This window comes from Pseudomonas sp. FG43 (genome assembly GCF_057809175.1).
Window position 1 is genome coordinate 131,418 of sequence record NZ_JBMDJL010000014.1, and the last position, 18,276, is coordinate 149,693.

At 60.1% G+C, this 18,276-nt stretch carries 6 protein-coding genes; 1 reads left to right on the top strand and 5 read right to left on the bottom strand.

The features are described from left to right. Nucleotide 1 precedes the first annotated feature (1 nt). Nucleotides 2-8,629, top strand: a complete 8,628-nt coding sequence (locus ACODS3_RS17345) for an amino acid adenylation domain-containing protein (protein WP_489035441.1) — start codon at nucleotides 2-4, stop codon at nucleotides 8,627-8,629. A gap of 117 nt (nucleotides 8,630-8,746) precedes the next feature. Here the strand turns inward: ACODS3_RS17345 and ACODS3_RS17350 are convergent, their stop codons facing one another. The 5 genes from ACODS3_RS17350 to pvdN form a co-directional block, all read right to left on the bottom strand. Further along, a complete protein-coding gene (locus tag ACODS3_RS17350) occupies nucleotides 8,747-11,098 on the bottom strand; it encodes a TonB-dependent siderophore receptor (RefSeq protein ID WP_201020440.1) in 2,352 nt (783 codons plus the stop codon). Nucleotides 11,099-11,441: 343 nt separating this feature from the next. After that, nucleotides 11,442-13,880 (bottom strand): TonB-dependent siderophore receptor, encoded by a 2,439-nt coding sequence (locus tag ACODS3_RS17355; RefSeq protein ID WP_374063493.1) that lies wholly within the window; start codon nucleotides 13,878-13,880, stop codon nucleotides 11,442-11,444. 308 nt (nucleotides 13,881-14,188) lie between these two features. Next, nucleotides 14,189-15,853, bottom strand: a complete 1,665-nt coding sequence (locus tag ACODS3_RS17360; protein WP_201020433.1) for a cyclic peptide export ABC transporter — start codon at nucleotides 15,851-15,853, stop codon at nucleotides 14,189-14,191. Between the two features lie 200 nt (nucleotides 15,854-16,053). After that, nucleotides 16,054-16,914 (bottom strand): dihydropyoverdine dehydrogenase, encoded by an 861-nt coding sequence (pvdO, locus tag ACODS3_RS17365; RefSeq protein WP_371856538.1) that lies wholly within the window; start codon nucleotides 16,912-16,914, stop codon nucleotides 16,054-16,056. A 41-nt stretch (nucleotides 16,915-16,955) separates the two neighbouring features. Next, nucleotides 16,956-18,236 carry a pyoverdine-tailoring periplasmic protein PvdN gene (gene pvdN, locus ACODS3_RS17370; protein ID WP_489035444.1) on the bottom strand — a complete coding sequence of 427 codons (1,281 nt, stop codon included), beginning with the start codon at nucleotides 18,234-18,236 and terminating at the stop codon, nucleotides 16,956-16,958. Nucleotides 18,237-18,276 lie beyond the last annotated feature (40 nt).

Below are 18,276 nucleotides of genomic sequence, written 5' to 3' on the forward strand. Positions count from 1 at the left end.
CATGGACAAGTCTGCAGCAGAACGTATTGCCCAGCGCTTCGTCGGTTTGCCCGTGGAGCAGCGTCGCCAGATCCTCGCCAAGATGAGCGAGACCGGGCAAAGCTTCAGGTTGTTGCCCATCGCGGTAACCCGCCATGACGTGCAACGTATCCCGTTGTCATACGCCCAGCAGCGCATGCTGTTCCTCTGGCAACTGGAGCCGGGCAATATCGCCTACAACGTTCCGCTGGCTGTGCGTCTGAATGGCCCGCTGGATGAGCGCTCCCTGGCGCAGGCTCTTGAACTGCTGGTGCAGCGCCATGAAACCCTGCGCACCCGATTCGTATCGGTAGACGGCGAGTTTCATCAGGAAATCCTTGAACAGGCGACCGTCGCACTGGACGTCGCCTATGCCAGCCACGACGACATTGAGGCGCAGGTCAAAGCCGAATTGCAGGCGCCCTTTGATCTGCTGAGCGGCACGCTGCTGCGGGTGAAACTGTTCCGCCTGAACGACGCCGAGCATGTGTTGACCGTGTGCATGCATCACGTGGTCTCCGATGGCTGGTCGGGTGAGTTGCTGATTCGTGAATTCGTTCAGCTCTATCAGGCGCAGGTCGCCGGACAGCCTGCTCAATTGCCGCCACTGGCGATTCAATATGCCGACTACGCCATCTGGCAGCGCGCCTGGCTGGAAGCCGGCGAGGGTGAGCGTCAACTCGAATACTGGAAGCAACAACTGGGCACCGAGCATCCATTGCTGGAATTGCCGCTGGACCATGAACGGCCTGTCCAGCCGAGCTATCGCGGTGCCATTGTGCGGGCAGACCTGCCGGAAAAACTTTCCGCCCGGCTCAAGATTCTGGCGCGCAACAACGGCCAGACCGTATTCATGCTGACCCTGGCCGCGCTGTCGGTGGTGTTGTCGCGCTACAGCGGTCAGGCCGATATCCGCATCGGCGCGCCCAATGCCGGTCGTACCCGCAATGAACTGGAAGGTCTGATCGGCTTCTTCATCAATACCCACGTGCTGCGCATTCAGGTGGATGAGCGCCAGACCTTCGTCGAGCTGCTGGATCAGGTCAAGAACGTGGTGATGGGGGCGCAGTCCCATCAGGAGTTGCCGTTCGAGCATCTGGTGGATGCCTTGGCCCCCGAGCGTAATCTGGGCCACAACCCGCTGTTCCAGTTCAAGATCAACCAGCATGTCTTTGCCGGTGATCAAGGCAACGCCGGTACGGCGGTGGCCGGGCTGACCGTGGCCGAGTTCCCGGTGGGCGGCGGTGATGCGCGTTTCGACCTGGCCTTTGACTTCACCGACACCCCGTCGGGGTTGCGCGGTTATTTCACCTACGCCACCGACCTGTTCGAGGCTTCGACCATCGAGCGTATCGCGGCGTCGTTGCATGACGTGCTGGAAGCGCTGGTGGCGCATTCCGGCGAGCGCCTGGCGGATCATCCGCTTGCCGTCACGGCTCCGGCTGCACCTCGAACTGCCGATTTCGCCAGTTCCGATTTCCTGACCCTGTGGCAAAAAGGCCTGCAAGCCGGGCAGGGCAAGCCGGCATTGCGTGTTGGTCAGCAAGTGCTGAGCTATGACGAGCTGGAACAGCGCTCCAGCCAGTTCGCCCGTTATCTGCAAGGCGAAGGCATTGCCTCTGGCATGACCGTGGCGCTGTGTCAGGACCGTTCGGTGGAGTGGGTGGTCAGTCTGCTGGCTGTGCTGAAACTGGGTGCGGTTTACCTGCCGCTGGATACCCAGCAACCTGCCGAGCGCTTGCAGCAACTGGCCAGAGACAGCGGCGCGGTGCTGCTGATCCACGCCCGAGGCGATGACAAGGCTGCCAGCCTGGGTGTCTGCCCGGTGCTGGCCTATGACGCCAGCCTGTGGGCCGATGTCGATAAAAGCCCGTTGAATATTCAAGTGCTGGCGCAGCAACCGGCCTACATCATCTACACCTCCGGCTCCACCGGGCAGCCCAAAGGCGTGGTCATCAGCCATGGCGCGCTGGCCAACTATCTGCAAGGCGTGCTCCAGCGTCTTTCTCTGAGCGCCGAGGCGAGCATGGCCATGGTGTCCACCGTGGCTGCGGACCTTGGGCATACGCTGTTGTTCGGCGCCCTAGCATCCGGTCGTCAACTGCATTTGCTGTCCCATGAACAGGCATTCGATCCCGATGGTTTCGCCGCGTACATGGCCGAGCATCAGGTGGCAGTGTTGAAGATCGTGCCGAGCCACCTGCAAGGCTTATTGCAGGCGGCAAGGTCCTCCGATGTGCTGCCGGAGCAGATGCTGATTCTGGGTGGCGAGGCCAGTTCCTGGGCCTTGATCGAACAGATCAGAACCCTCAAACCGGGTTGCAGGATCGTCAACCACTACGGCCCGACCGAAACCACGGTGGGTATTCTGACCCATGAGGTGCAGGAAAAACTCGAGGCCTGCCGCAGCGTGCCCGTGGGACAACCCCTGGCCAACGGCAAGGCGCGGGTGCTGGACGCCTGGCTGAACCCGATGGCCGAGCGGGTGGCCGGTGAGTTGTATCTGGGTGGTCGCGGCCTGGCTCAAGGTTATCTGGGACGCGCGGCCATGACTGCCGAGCGTTTCGTGCCGGACCCGGAAGGCGATGGCGAGCGTCTGTATCGCGCCGGTGACCGTGCGCGCCGGGTAGACGGTTTGTTGGAATATCTGGGCCGTGCCGACGATCAGGTAAAGATTCGCGGCTATCGGGTCGAGCCGGGTGAGGTCGGCCAGGTGCTGCAAGCGCTGGATGGCGTGGCCGAAGCCGTGGTGCTGGCCTTGCCGCTGGAAAGCGACGAATCCCGCCTGCAACTGGTGGCCTATTGCGTGCCAACGGCGGGTACGAAGCTGGAAGTGGAAGCCCTGCGTGAACAATTGACCGCCAGCCTGCCGGAATACCTGGTGCCTGCGCAGTTCGTGGTGCTGGAACGCCTGCCGCTGACCGCCAACGGCAAGCTGGACAAGCGTGCGCTGCCCAAGCCGGGCGTGGTCAAACAGCGCTATACCGCACCGGTCGGCGAGATCGAGGAAAAGCTCGCCGCCGTCTGGGCCGATGTACTCAAGCTGGAGAAAGTCGGCACGACCGACAACTTCTTCGAGCTGGGCGGGGATTCGATCCTCAGCCTGCAAATCATCGCCCGCGCCAAGCGTCAGGGCCTCAAGCTGAGCCCCAAGCAACTGTTCGAGAAACAGACCATCGCCCAGTTGGCGACGGTGGCCAAGCTGATCCAGAAGAAGCCTGCTGCGGTGGTCGAGCAGGTCAGCGGAAACCTGCCGCTGCTGCCGATCCAGGCACGTTTCTTCGAGATGAACATTCCCGAGCGCCATCACTGGAACCAGTCGGTGATGCTCAAGCCCAACAGCCCGCTGGAAGCCAGTCATCTGCTGGCGGCCTTGCAAGCCTTGATCGAGCAGCATGACGCTCTGCGCCTGGGCTTTGCCCAACAGGATGGCGAGTGGCAGGCGACCTTCGGGCCGCTGTCCACCCGCGACCTGCTGTGGGTGCATGAGCTGGACGATCTGTCGCGCCTGACCGAACTGGCCGACGAAGCCCAGCGCAGCCTGGACCTGAAGAATGGCCCGCTGCTGCGAGCAGTGCTGGTGAGCCTGCCCGAAGGCGAACAGCGTCTGCTGCTGGTCATCCATCACTTGGTAGTGGACGGCGTGTCGTGGCGTGTATTGCTGGAAGACCTGCAACAGGCTTACGTTGCGCTGAATACCGGCAAGGCTCTGGCGTTGCCGACCAAGACCAGTTCCCTCAAGGCCTGGGCTGAGCAGTTGCACACTTACGCCCAAAGTCCGGCGCTGGCGTCGGAGCTGGCTTACTGGCAAGCGCAGTTGCAGGACGTCAGCGATGCCTTGCCGGTCGACCATCCGGACGGCGGGCAGCAGCAGAAACACGCCACCTCCGTGACCACTCACTTGAACGGCGACCTGACACGGCAATTGCTACAGGACGCTCCGGCCGCCTATCGCACCCAGATCAACGACCTGCTGCTGACCGCGCTGGCCCGTGTGATCAGCCGCTGGACTGGCCAGCCCGATGCCTTGATCAGGCTGGAAGGCCATGGTCGCGAAGACCTGTTCGACGACATTGACCTGAGCCGCACCGTTGGCTGGTTCAGCAGCCTGTATCCGGTCAGGCTCACTCCGCATGCGGAGCTTGCCGATTCGATCATGTCGATCAAGGAGCAACTGCGTGCCATCCCCAACAAGGGCATCGGTTACGGCGTGTTGCGTTATCTCGGCGCAGAACCTGTGCGGCAGAGCCTGCAACAACTGGCGCAGGGCAGCATTGTCTTCAATTACCTGGGCCAGTTCGATGGCAGTTTCGATGCCAGCGATGCGCTGTTCGCACCCTCGGGGGAAAGCAGTGGCACGTCCCAGAGCAGTGAGGCCCCGCTGGCGGCCCCGATCAGTATCAATGGTCAGGTCTACAACGGCGAGTTGCGCCTGAGCTGGAGTTTCAGCGCGGCGGTTTTCGAGCCCGATACCGTGCAGCGCCTGGCCGATGAATACGCCCGGGAATTGCAGCAACTGATCGCCCATTGCACCACCGAGGGCGCGAGCGGCATTACCCCGTCCGACTTCCCGCTGGCCCGTTTGAGCCAGAAACAACTGGGGCAACTGTCGATCAATCCGCGTGAAATCGAAGACATCTACCCGCTCTCGCCGATGCAGCAAGGCATGCTGTTCCACACTCTGTTCGAGGAAGAGGCGGGCAACTACATCAACCAGATGCGCGTCGATGTGGCCGGTCTTGAAGTCGGGCGCTTCCAGGCGGCGTGGCAGGCGACAGTGGATGCTCATGAAGTGTTGCGCAGCGGATTCGTCAGCCATCTGGAACACTCGCTGCAAGTAGTGCAGCGCACAGTGAACGTGCCGTTTGTCGAGCTGGATGCTCAGGGGCAATCCTCTGTCTGGCTGGATAACTGGGCACAAACGGATCGGCAGAAAGGTTTCTATCTGGCTCAGGGGCCGCTCTTGCGTCTGGCGGTATTACGCACCGGCGACAACACTCATCACCTGATCTACACCAGCCATCACATCCTCATGGACGGCTGGAGCAGTTCGCGTCTGTTGGGCGAAGTGCTGCAACGCTACAGCGGTCAGCCAATGCCACAACAGGGTAGCCGTTATCGCGATTACATCGAATGGCTGCAACGCCAGGATGCACAGGCCAGCGAGCGCTTCTGGACGGAACAGGTGGCTGAACTGGACGAGCCGACCCGTCTGGTCCAGGCGCTTAAATCCAGTGCAGGCGGGCAGGGTTATGGCGATTACTTCCACCTGATCGATGCTGTTGGCACCCAGCGCCTGAGCGAGTTTGCCCGCGAGCAGCGCGTGACGCTCAACACTCTGGTGCAATCGGCATGGCTGCTGCTGTTGCAGCGCTACACCGGGCAATCCAGCGTGACCTTTGGCGCAACCGTGGCAGGACGCCCGGCGGACTTGCCGGGTGTCGAAGAGCAACTTGGCCTGTTCATCAATACCTTGCCGGTCATCGCCAGCCCACGTCCTGAGCAGACAGTGGCGGACTGGGTGCAGCAGGTGCAGGCCAAGAACATTGCCTTGCGCGAGTACGAACATACACCGCTGTACGAAATCCAGCGTCTGGCGGCCAGCGGCGGCGAGGCGTTGTTCGACAACATTCTGGTGTTCGAGAACTACCCGGTGTCCGAAGCCCTGCAACAGGCGTCGCCGGACGGCCTGGCCTTCAGTGGCCTGATCAACCAGGAACAGACGCATTACCCGCTGACCCTGGTGGTGAATCTGGGCGAGACGCTGTCCCTGCGCCTGAGCTACGCCCGTCAGTACTTCAGTGAAGACGTGGTGACGCAACTGGCAACCCACTTCCAGCACCTGCTTCAGGCGCTGGTGCGTGATCCGGCTGCTGCCATCGGCGAGCTGTCGTTGCTGGATGAACAGGAGCAGCAACAGATTCTGCACGAATGGAACGCCACCTCTGCCGAGTTCCCGGGCGAGCGGTGCGTACAAACCCTGATCGAAGCCCAGGTGCTGGCGACCCCCGATGCTCCGGCGCTGATCTTCGACAATCAGCAGATGAGCTATGCGCAACTGAACGCACGCGCCAACCAGTTGGCTCACAAACTGCGCGAGTCGGGTATCGGTCCTGATGCGCTGGTGGGGATCTGCGTCGAGCGCAGCCTGGAACTGGTGATCGGCTTGCTGGCGATTATCAAGGCCGGTGGGGCTTATGTGCCGCTGGACCCGGATTATCCGCAGGATCGTCTGGCCTATATGCTGGCTGACAGCGGCATTGGCCTGTTGCTGACCCAGACTTCGTTGCTGCAAGGCCTGCCGGTGCCTGATCATGTTCAGTCGTTGTGCCTGGATCAGGAAGGCGACTGGCTGGAGGCTTACAGTCAGGACAACCCGGTCAATCGCACCCATCCCGAAAACCTGGCGTATGTGATCTACACCTCAGGCTCGACGGGTAAACCCAAAGGCGCTGGCAATAGCCATCGCGCCCTGGTCAACCGGCTGCACTGGATGCAGAAAGCCTACGGGCTGGATGCCAGCGACACCGTGTTGCAGAAAACCCCGTTCAGTTTCGACGTTTCGGTCTGGGAGTTCTTCTGGCCGCTGCTCACCGGCGCACGTCTGGCGATAGCCTTGCCGGGGGATCATCGGGACCCTGAGCGTCTGGTGCAGACCATTACCCGCTACAACGTCACGACCCTGCACTTCGTACCCTCGATGCTTCAGGCCTTCATGACCCATGAGCAGGTGGAAAACTGCCACAGCCTGCGCCGCGTGGTGTGCAGTGGTGAGGCCTTGCCAGCTGAACTGGCGTCGCAAGTGCTCAAGCGTTTGCCGCAAGCCGGTCTGTTCAACCTCTATGGCCCGACCGAAGCCGCCATCGATGTGACCCACTGGACCTGCACGCCGGAAGATACCCTGAGCGTGCCGATCGGCCAGCCTATCGATAACCTCAAGATGCACATTCTGGATGACGGCCTGCTACCGGCAGCCCGTGGTGCCGCGGCCGAGTTGTATCTGGGCGGTGTGGGTCTGGCACGGGGTTATCACCAACGTGCTGCGCTGACTGCCGAACGATTCGTGCCCGATCCGTTCTCGGCCAATGGCGGTCGCCTTTATCGTACCGGCGACCTGGCGCGCTACGGTGCCGATGGGGTGATCGACTATGCAGGCCGGATCGACCATCAGGTCAAGATCCGCGGGCTGCGCATCGAACTGGGTGAAATCGAGGCGCGGCTCAATGAACATCCGGGCGTGCGCGAAGCCCATGTGATCGATATCGACGGCCCGAGCGGCAAGCAGCTTGCAGCCTACTGGGTCGCGAACGATGGCGCGCAGGATGCGAATGGATTGAAGGATCACCTCAAGACGCTGCTGCCGGATTACATGGTGCCGACGCACTTTGTCGCGCTGGAAGTCATGCCGCTGACCGCCAACGGCAAGCTGGACCGCAAGGCCCTGCCAAAGCCCGATGCCAGCCAGTTGCAACAAGGTTATGTGGCGCCACGTACCGAACTGGAAGAGCGGCTTGCCGGTCTCTGGGCGGACGTGCTGAAAGTCGAGCGTGTGGGCCTCAACGACAATTTCTTTGCTCTTGGTGGCCACTCGCTGTTGGCGGTGTCCCTGGCGGGCAGGATTCGCGAAGCGTTCGATATCTCCATCAAACTGCATGATTTCCTGTTGATGCAGACTCTGGGCGAACTGGCTGACTTCCTGCGGGCAGGCAAGGCGAAGGTCAAGTCTGCGGTCATCCGCATGAACAACAGCCAGTCTGACAAAACCCCGCTGTTCTGCTTGCCGCCCGGTGGCGGCGGCACTTACTCCTATTACCCGCTGGCAGGCAGGCTGAGCGAAGATCGGCCGGTGTATGGTCTGGTCAACAAGGCCTATGTGGTGCCGGGCTGGTTCGACAGGTCATGGGAGGAAATGGTCGGTTACTTCGTCGAGCAGATCAGACTCACCCAGCCTGTCGGACCATACAACCTGCTGGGCTGGTCCCTGGGCGGAGCCTTGGCCATCGATGTCGCACATATCCTGGAACGTGGCGGCGACAAGGTGAACTTCCTGGCGCTGGTGGACACGATGCTGCCGGCTTGCGCAGGCCTGAGCTGGATCGAGGAAGACCCTGAAGTCCGGGCACGGAATCAGGACCAGAACCTGTTTCAGAGCCTGATCCAGAGTCTGGTGGCGTTCGTGCCGGGGCTGGCCCGTGAGCGTGTTATCGAGCTGATCGCAAGCGCCAGGGTATCGCTCAAGGATGAACGTGAAATCGCTGACCGGGTGATCGAACAGGTTGCACAGGATGCCGGTATCGGCGTCGAAAGCCTGCGCAGCGTGTTCCAGGACATCGCGATCCAGGATGAAATCGAAACCGGCTACAAACTGCTGCACGCCAATGCCGTACTGGCCGAAGCCTTCACCCTCAAGACACTGGACGTGAAAGTGGATTGCTGGTGGGCAGGACAAAGCCGCGAACCGGATCAGATCCTCAAGGCGCAAGCCGTGGTTGAAGAACAATGCTCGGTAAACGGGCTGCGCTCCTCGACCACGATCCAGGAACGGCACGACAACATTGTGATAGGGGAGGCGTTTTTGGATGGGGTTGTAGAAGAACTGAAGGGGAGGTGAGCGGCAAGCGGCAAGTGGCAAGTGGCAAGCTTTAAGCTTTAAGTCAAAAGCTTGTAGCTTGTAGCTTGTAGCTTGTAGCTTGTAGCTTGTAGCTTGCCGCTGCTGCCTTCGGCAGCTCTAAAACTCCCCACGCAATGTGAGCATGTAATTGCGCGGGTCGCCGTAATAATTCCCTCGGTCGACATCCCCGGTCGCCTTGTAATACTTGCGATCCAGCAGGTTATTGCCGTTCAGGGCCACGCTCCAGTTTTCGTCGATTTTCCAGGAGGCTCTGGCGTCCCAGATAGCGCGGCCGGGGTTTTTGATTTCTGCTGATGATTCCGCTTCCGAATAGCCGCTCTGGGCCGAAACCCCGGCGCCGAGGGTCAGACGGTTCCAGGTGCCGGGCAGGGTGTAGTTGCCGGTCATGCGAAACAGGTGTCGGGGTGTTTCGGCCGAAATGGACTGGCCGTCGCTGCCACGGGTCATATTGAAGGTGTAGCCCGCCACGGTTTGCAGGCCGGGCAAGGGTTCGCCGCTGGCTTCTACTTCAAAGCCCTTGCTGCGCCGGATATTGCCGTTCAGGTAGCAGGTGCCGTAGATATCGTTCATCAGGCACTCGCCAGGGTGGGTGTTGTCCTCTATGGCCACATCCTTTTGCTTGACGTAGAACAACGCAAACGAAAGGTTCAGGCGCTGATCGAACAGTTCGCCCTTGATGCCGGTTTCGTAGTTGGAGCCTATGGCCGGTTCCAGCAGGTTGCCAGCGGCATCCCGGTAAACGCTTTGCGGCAGAAAGATATCGGTGTAGCTGGCATACAGCGACCAGTTCGGGTCCAGGTCGTAGATCGTGCCTATGAACGGCGTGACTTCATGTTCCTCCCTGGACTTACGGGTGACGCCTGCCGCCTGGGTCTGGTAGTCATACCAACTGAGGCGACCGCCCATGACCAGGCTCAACGATTCGGAGAGATGCAGGCGCAGATTGGTGTAGGCACCATAGCGTTTGTCGCTGAAATCGGTGATGGAAGTCCAGTCGGGCTGTGCCGGTTCGGCAATCAGGTGGTTGTCGGGGTTGAAGATGTCGATTGGCTGGTTGGACGTTACGTTGACCTGCCTGGACTTGCGCGTCTGCTCCGACCAGTTGCCGCCGAAGGTCAGTTGGTGCTCCAGGCCGAAGGCCTCGAAATGACCATCCATGTGCGCGTCGAAGCCGTTGCTTTGCAACTGGTCGGAGCGAAACAGGGTCCGGGCGATACGGGAGCCGGTCAATGTCGTCGGGTCGATGGCGCCTTGGGCATAAGCCACTTTCTGCTCGAATGAACCCGTGGAGTGGGTGGCGGACAATGTGCCCGACCAGCTCTCGCTGAAGTGATGATCCAGCTCCGTGAACACTTCGTCCGTACTGGTCTGGTGACGGTTCCAGTCCTGAGCCAGAGAGGTCGAGCGCGGCAGGTCGATGGCACCGCCATCGCTGTAGCGGGGCAGGCCGAAGATGGTGAATCCTTTGATGTCGGCTTCCTGGCGACGCAGACCTACAGCCAGGGTCGTGTCGTCACTCAGATCGGTTTCCAGGATGCCGTACAGCAGAGGTGCAGACTTCTCCAGGCCATCGATGAAGTAACCACGATCCGCATAGGACGCCACGAAACGGCCACGAATGCTGCCTGAATCGTTCAGCTTGCTGCTGCCATCCAGATCGACCCGATAGTTGTCCCAGGTGCCGGCGCGGGTAGTGATCGAAAACTGCGGTATGGCGGTAGGACGTTTACGTACCAGATTCACCGTGCCGCCGGGGTTGCCTGCGCCGATCAGCAGCCCTGCAGCGCCCCGGAGGATTTCCACCCGGTCATAGATTTCCATATCGGGAGTCATCCAGCCGGTCACGCTATAGCCCTGACCGGATATGCCGTCGATGGTGTAGCTCTCGTCCTCCATGGCAAAGCCACGGGAACTGAAGACATGGGAACCGAAATTGCGCTGGGAAAAGGTGACGCCGGTGGCCTGGGCCATCACGTCTTCCAGGCTGTAGAGGTTCTTGTCGTCCATCAACTGGCGGGTCACGACACTCACCGACTGCGGAATTTCACGCAGGGACTGGGCGCTTTTGGTGATGCTCACTGCGGACGTGGTGTAAGAACCCGAGCCTTCGGTCGTCAGGCCTGTCGGCGGCGCCTGAATCGACAAGGGCTTGAGGCTGACCGGAGGCACAATGGCGGTTAGCGTCAGGGTGTTGTTTTCAAGGCTGTAAGGCACTCTGGCCTGTTCGAGCAGGTTTCTGGCTGCCTGCTCGGGGGTGAACCTGCCGCGCACGGTCTGGCTGCTTTTGCCCTTGATATCGTCCGGGTTGTACAGCACTTGCAGATCACCCTGGCGCCCCAGCTCATTCAGGGCGCTGTTCAGGGGTTGGGCGGGGATATCGAACTCGATTTCCTGAGCCAGGGCCTCACCCTTGAACGCCATCAGCAGCGCAAGGCTCACCACTCTCATCGCAGGCCTTGGCTGGAGCAGCAGGCGGACAGGCAGTGGAGGGCGGGTGCGTGATTGCATAGTGATGGCTCTTCGATCAGTAACGCAGGGTAAACCATACAGCCGTATGGGGCACTGCCTCTGGTCGTCCTTTACCAGGCTATGTGAAAACTACTGCGTTCGGTCATGCTGCGTTGAAAGCAGTCTGTTCACGGCACGTTTTTTCAGCGTGATTCATAAAGAATCCATACGAATGAGGTCGGAATCAATTTAGTGAATTCTGTAAATAAAAAAGACCAGAGGTTGGCCTCTGGTCTTTTTGTGGTGCGCTGCGGATCGATTCATCCGCAGACAGTGAGCGGGATCAGAAGTCGCCGCGCAGGGTCAGGACGTAGCTGCGTGGTTCGCCGTACAGGTTGGAGCGATCCAGAGCCACGGCTGTGGTGTAGTACTTGCGATCAAACAGGTTGTCGGCGTTCAGAGCGACGGTCCAGTGCTCGTCGAGCTTCCAGGAGGCGCGTGCATCCCAGATGGCGCGGCCTGCAACACCCAGTTGATCGTTGGACGGTACTGTATAACCGGAGTCAGCCGATACGCCAGCGCCCAGAGTCAGACGGTTCCAGGCGCCGGGCAGGTTATAGCTGGTGTTCAGACGCAGCATGTGTTTTGGCGTCTCGTAGGCCACTTCCATATCGGAACTGTTTGCCAACTGGTTGAAGGTGTAGCCGCCAAAGACCTGAAGCCCTGGCAGTACTTCGCCACTTGCTTCGATTTCAACACCTTTGCTGCGCTTGATGCCGCCCTGGACGTAGCAGGTGTTGTCAGAGCCGCCTGGGCAGAGCTCTTCTGTCGTCTGGTCGACATAGGCCACGTCTTTCTGCTTGATATAGAACAGAGCCATCGACAGGTTCAGTCGCTTGTCGAACAGTTCACCCTTGATACCCGTTTCGTAGTTGGAGCCAATGGCCGGGTCCAGCGGGGCGCCGCCGACCTGTCTGTAAGCGGCTTGCGGGGTGAAGATATCCGCATAGCTGGCATACCAGGACCAGTTGTCGTTGATGTCATAAATCAGGCCGGCGAAAGGTGTAAATTCCTGAGTCTGTTTGGATTCATAGGACAGGGCCGGGCCGTATTTGGCGTTGTAGTCATACTCGAACCAACTGAGGCGTCCTCCCAGTACCAGGCTCAAAGGCTCGGTCAGGTGGATGCGGGTATTGGCGTAGAGGCCAGCTCGTTCTTCAGTCGAGACGTAATTGCTTGTCCAGCCTGTATTCACCGGTTTGGCAAGTGAGCTGGTGTCGACATCGAAGATATTGATGGCAAGGGGAGTCGCGATTGTGACGTTCTTGTTGTCTGCTCTCTGTCTCGACCAGTCAGCACCCAAAGTGACCTCATGGGACAGGCCGAAGGCGTCGAACTTGCCTTCCAGCTGGCTGTTCAAGCCCAGGCTGTTGACTTCATCATCGCGAAACAGCGTGCTCTGGAAGCGTGAGCCAGCCAGTGTTGTCGGGTTGACTGCACCACGTGCAAATGCAACGGCCTGATCGAATCCGCCTTCGGAGTAGGTCAGGGAGGTCTTGTTGAGCCAGTTTTCGTTGAAGCGATGCTCGACTTCAAAGAAGGCTTCGTTCATGTAGGTTTCGAGACGGTTCCATTTGGGAGCCAGGTTCGTCGAACGGGAAAGATCCAGCGACTGCCCGTTGCTATAACGCGGCAGGCCGTAGATCGAGTAGCCGTTGATGACCTTTTCCTGACGACGCAGGCTCATGGTCAGCGTGGTGTCGTCGGTCACATCGGCTTCGAGGATGCCGTACAGCAGGGGCGTGCGGCTGTTGCGGTTATCCTGATACGAGCCGTTGTCTTCATAAGCGGCCACCATGCGGCCACGGACAGTGCCCGAATCATTGAGCTTGCCGCTGCCATCCAGGTCGACGCGGTACTGATCCCATGAGCCCGCACGGGTAGTGATCGAGAACTTGTTCTCGGCGGTCGGACGCTTGCGCACCAGATTCACTGCACCACCGGGTTGGCCTGCGCCCACCAGCAGGCCCGAAGCGCCGCGCAATACTTCAACGCGGTCATAAATCGCCATGTCCGGCTGCATCCAGCCGGTGATCTGGTAGCCCTGGCCGCCAATGCCATCGACCAGAAAGCTTTCCGCCAGCAGCGAGAAGCCACGGGAGGTATACACGTGACCACCGAAGTTACGGTACTGGAAGCTGATGCCAGGGGTGTCTTCCAGCACCTCGCTCAGGCTGGTGAGGTTATTGTCGTCCATGACCTGACGGGTCATGACCGTGACCGATTGCGGCGTTTCACGCAATGATTGTGCTGCGCCCTTGCCGATAGTGGTCGCACCGGTGGTGTAGGAGCCGGTGCCGTCAGTGGTGGTGCCCAGAGACTGGGAGTCAATCGCGGTCGGTGCCAGGTTGATGGCCGCCGATGAGTCCTGCGCACTCAGGGTCAGTGCATTGCCTTGCAGGCTGTAGGTCAGGCCTGCTCCGGCCAGCAGTTTCCCCGCTGCCTGTGCCGGAGTGAACTTGCCTTGTACTGCGCCGCTGGTTTTACCTTGTACGTCCGCCGGGCTATAAACCGCGCGCACACCACCCTGGCTTTCCAGTTGACTCAGGGCACTGCTCAGCGGTTGGGCCGGGATACTGAACTCGATTTCCTGGGCTTGTACCTGGGCGGCCATGGGCATGCTCAGCGCCAGACCAATTGCTGCCATGGCAGGTCTTGGGCGGAACATGCGGCTGATCAGCAAGGCCTTGCTCAGTGGTGTGAGTCGTGATGGTGTGTACATGGAGTGGCTCTTTCTAGTTGGTATTGGCAGGGAGATCAAAGAGCGTTGTTCAGGCCTGTCCGGAAGCTGGCTTGTGCAGAATCGGAGCAGACGCTGTTCAACTTTTTACAGGGAGCCAGGCTGACGACAGATGCCCGCGCAGGTTTGTTGCTAAAGAGAACGAAAATGCCTCTCAGTTATTTAATGAATTTTTCACATTTGCCTTTAAAAAGATGGCGCAAGGCCATTTCTGGTGTTTCCCAAGAGCAAAAAAAGCCCCGCTCGCGGTCTGAGCCGGGCGGGGCCATGTCATGGATAACGGGCTGGATTCAGGCAGATACCTGTTCGGCCTGCACCTGTTCCACGTCGATCTTGCCGGCCTGCATGCGCACCAGTTGGTCGGCAATCGGGAAATACCGGTCGTCGTGGGAGATGACGATGATGGTCTTGCCTTGCTGCTTGAGTTCGGGCAACAGCTCGGTGTAGAACACGCGGCGGAACGCCGGGTCCTGATCGGCGGCCCATTCGTCGAACACCAGCACCTGGCGCTCGTCCAGCCAGGCATTGATCAGGGCCAGGCGCTTGCGTTGGCCGGTGGACAGGTCGGTGGTGGTAAAAGCGCCATCGCGGATGCTGACCTTGTGAGCGATATCCAGACGCTCCAGGTATTTACCCGCATCGGCAGGCAGTTTCGCTTCGCCCTGCATCGGTTCGTCGAACAGGTGGTAGTCGGCAAAGATGGTGGTGAACAACTGGCGATAATCGTCCAGCTCTTCTGGCATGACCGCTTTGCCGTTGAGGCGGATTTCACCTTGCTGTGGCTTGTAAAGCCCTAGCAGCAACTTGATAAGCGTGGTCTTGCCGCAGCCGTTCTCGCCCACAATGAATACGATATCGCCCTGTTTGATGCTCAGGTTGACCGGGCCGAGATGGAAGGACTCGCTGCCTTCCACGGGTGGGTAGTCATAACGCAGTTGATGCAATTCCAGGGTCTGCATGTTTGCCAGCGTATTGGGGCGATCGCTGACCAGCAGGTGCGGCTCGGGGCTGGAGAATTTCCACGACAGTTCGGCGATGCGGCGCATGGCGATCTGGGCGCGGCTGATGCCGGGCAGGGCGGTGATCAGGCGTTCCAGCGGGCCTTTCATATACAGCATGACCAGCACGAAACCGCCCAGCACGGTCTTTTCGGTGCTTGGCCATAGCGCCTGAAAGGCAATGGCGATGCCGATGACGGCGAAGAACAGCATCGAGCCGAAGGTTTCTGCGCTGACGAAAATGTTGGCGGCGCGCACGTTGGATCGGCAGATGCGCTCGGTCGCGCCATGGATCTGCTCATCAAGCATGTGCTGACGGCGTTTGCGCTGGATGCGCAGTTCCTTGGCACCGGCCGACAGGGCCTGATAGTGCTTTTGCAATTCGTCTTCGCCGTTACGTGCTGCGATGATGCTGCGGGTTCCGAAATGATGAGCCAGGTACTGCGCGCCAGTGCCCAGCACCACGGTCAGTACCGTCAGGGCCAGAATTTGCCACGAGAGCAGGGCCAGATACGTCAGGCAGCCCAGAGTGACGGTGAACGAAATCACCATCGGCGCAATCGACAAGGCGAAGGTGCTGAGGGTGTTCACGTCATTGAGCAGCACCGGGATCAGGCGATGTGAGCGGTAGCGCTCCAGTTGCTCGATGGGCGCGACCAGCACCTTGGCGGCCAGCTCCCGGCGCAGGTTGGCGACCACACGCTGGCCGACATAGTTGGTCGACAGGTTCGAGACAGTAGAGCAGGCCAGGGTCAGCACGCACAGGCCGGCGAACAGCAGAGCGGTGTGGGTGTCGGGGCCGCCTGCCATGTTCATCGCATTGTTGATGGTGGCCAGCAGGGCGGTCACGCTCAGGCCGCTGACAACCCCCAGCACAGTGGAGAGAACCACCAGCCACCAGAATGGCTTGAGGATCCTCAGGGTTTCCCGGGCGAGGCTTTCTGATTTGGGTGTCATGCTGTTGTCTCGTTATTGTCCGTTGTAGCGGTAATGCCGATCAGTCAAGGCACAAGCAAAACCTGTGGGAGGCAGCTTGCTGGCGAAAAAGGCCTGAAAACTGGCAGATATTCTGCGTCTGTACGCCAGAGTCGCCAGCAAGCTGCCTCCCGCAAAGTGATTCATTGACCTTGACTGATCGGCATTGCGTTGTGAAAGCGTCAGAGTTCGCGAACGACCCGAAAGCCCAGCCAGTCGCCACGTACATCGGGCTTGCGGCTGTTACGGTTACCGGAGCGGGAGAAGATCGGCGCTTCGGTCCAGTCGTTGCCGCGAATCATCTTCCAGCTGCAATCACCGGCCAGCCAGGCACTGCCATCGGTGGGGGCGCCGTTGTAATTGCTGGTTTCGCAATCGGCGGTCCACTCATACACGTTGCCGTGGGCGTCATAGATGCCGAAGTCATTGGGGCTGTAGCTGCCCGCGGGGGCCGTGACGCTGAAACCGTCTTCCGGGCCATAGGTGTTGGCATGCTTGGCGATGCCGTATTGCTTGCCTTCATCCATGGGGAAGGGGAACGGGCCGGTGCTGCCGCCACGGGCTGCATATTCACGCTCGGCCTCGCTGACCAGCCGGTAGGTTTTGCCGGTCTTCTTCGACAGCCAGGCGGCGTAGGCCTTGGCTTCGTTCCAGTCCATGCACACCGCAGGCTGGCGATCGGTCAGTGGATAGCGCGGCTGTCCGGCCTTGCACTCGCGACCCGGACGGGTATCGCCATCGGGCATCTTGTAGCCGGTGCTTTTGATATAGGCCTTCCACTCGCCGCTCAGCACCTGGAACTGGCTGATGGCGAACGGTTTGGCAAAGGTCACTTCATGCAGCGGGCCTTCGTCGGGCTGGCGGCCGAGTTCGGATTCCGGTGCGCCCATGGTGAAGGTGCCGGCAGGCAACACGACCATTTCCGGACAGTCCTTGCAGTCCTTGAACACCTTGCCCGGTTCGGGCGTGGCGGCCATGGCGGCTGCTGGCAACAGCGCACCCAGCAGGGCGGTCAGTGACAGAGTGGACAGCATGTTGTTCATAACGGGCCTCAAGGCAGCAAACTGAAAGCGGGTGACAAGCGTCATGGGTGTTGGCCGAGGACGGCCAGGAAGCGATCTATTTCGGCCTCGTTATTGAGCAGGCCCGGAGCGGTGCGCACGACCGGTCCGATATCTCGATCCACGGCATCGACCACTACATGGTTTTTCATCAACCAGGCCGCCACGTCGTCGCAGTTGCGGTCCTTGACTCTGAAGAAACTGAACCCCGACGACAGCTCGGGCGCCATGGGCGTGACCAGTTCGATGCCCGGCTGTTCTTTCAGGCGTTGCTTGATGTAGGTGTTGAGCTGGTGGATGCGCGACTGGACATCGGCCTTGCCCAGTTGCAGGTGCAACTCAAAGGCCTTGTCTACCGCCCAGCGGTGCTCGAAGGAGTGGTAGCCGCCGGGTGTCATGATCGTGCCGAAGTTGGTCGCTTCCGAAAAACTGGGGATCAGCGGGGTGACATCTTTCAACTGCTCCGAGCGGGCGCAGATGATGCCGGTGCCTCGTGGTCCGAACATCCATTTGTGGGTCCCGGCGACGAAGAAGTCGCAGTTCATGCTCGGGAAGTCCAGGTTCTCGACCCCGAAACCGTGTACGCCATCGATCACGTACAGGATGCGGTCCTTGTCGTCGCGATTACGGTTCTGCTCCTGAACCAGGGCACCAATCTCACCGACCGGCAGCTTGACGCCGCTGCCCGATTGCACCCAGGTCATCCCCAGTACGCGGGTTTCGGGACGAATGGCCCGGGCGATGTTGCCGATGATCTCGTCGGTCGAAACGGTGCTGGAATCCTTGAACAGGCGGATCTTGCGGACCTGTGTGCCTTCTCTCTTCTTGCGCGAGTTCAGGATGTTGCGGGTACAGAAGTGTTCATGTTCGGTGGTGAGGATTTCCTGATCCGGCCGTACATGAATGCCGCCATAGATAATGGCCAGACCTTCGGTTGTGCTGCCGGTCAGGGCGATCTGACCGGGCCTGGCATTGAAGTACTTGCCGGCCCACTCGCGAACCTTGTCTTCGCGACGGCTGGTTTCCTGCAGGTCCCAGTCCATGGCCAGGCCGGGGTTGCGGTCGATATTGGCCCGGTGTTGCTCGATGGCATCGCTCACCGGCCTGGGGTGCGAAGTAATCAGGAAGTTGGCGAAGTGGATATAGTCCGGGTCCTGATTGAACAGGCCGCGCAAGGTGGTCCATTTGTCCTTGGGAGCCAGTTCGATAGCGGCCGCCGTGGCCGAGTGGGTCAGGCTGGCACCCATGGGCAGTGCAGCCGCGAGCAGGCCAGCCTGTTTGAGAAAGGTTCTGCGGTCAGTCATGAGCGGCCATACCTGAAATGTCGGTGTGCAAGCTGTAGAG

What these genes read in the sequence shown, in the direction of transcription:
- ACODS3_RS17345 (WP_489035441.1), top strand. Translation starts at nt 2, where the DNA reads ATGGACAAGTCTGCAGCAGAACGTATTGCCCAGCGCTTCGTCGGTTTG.
- ACODS3_RS17350 (WP_201020440.1), bottom strand. Translation starts at nt 11,098, where the DNA reads ATGAGAGTGGTGAGCCTTGCGCTGCTGATGGCGTTCAAGGGTGAGGCC.
- ACODS3_RS17355 (WP_374063493.1), bottom strand. Translation starts at nt 13,880, where the DNA reads ATGTACACACCATCACGACTCACACCACTGAGCAAGGCCTTGCTGATC.
- ACODS3_RS17360 (WP_201020433.1), bottom strand. Translation starts at nt 15,853, where the DNA reads ATGACACCCAAATCAGAAAGCCTCGCCCGGGAAACCCTGAGGATCCTC.
- pvdO (WP_371856538.1), bottom strand. Translation starts at nt 16,914, where the DNA reads ATGAACAACATGCTGTCCACTCTGTCACTGACCGCCCTGCTGGGTGCG.
- pvdN (WP_489035444.1), bottom strand. Translation starts at nt 18,236, where the DNA reads ATGACTGACCGCAGAACCTTTCTCAAACAGGCTGGCCTGCTCGCGGCT.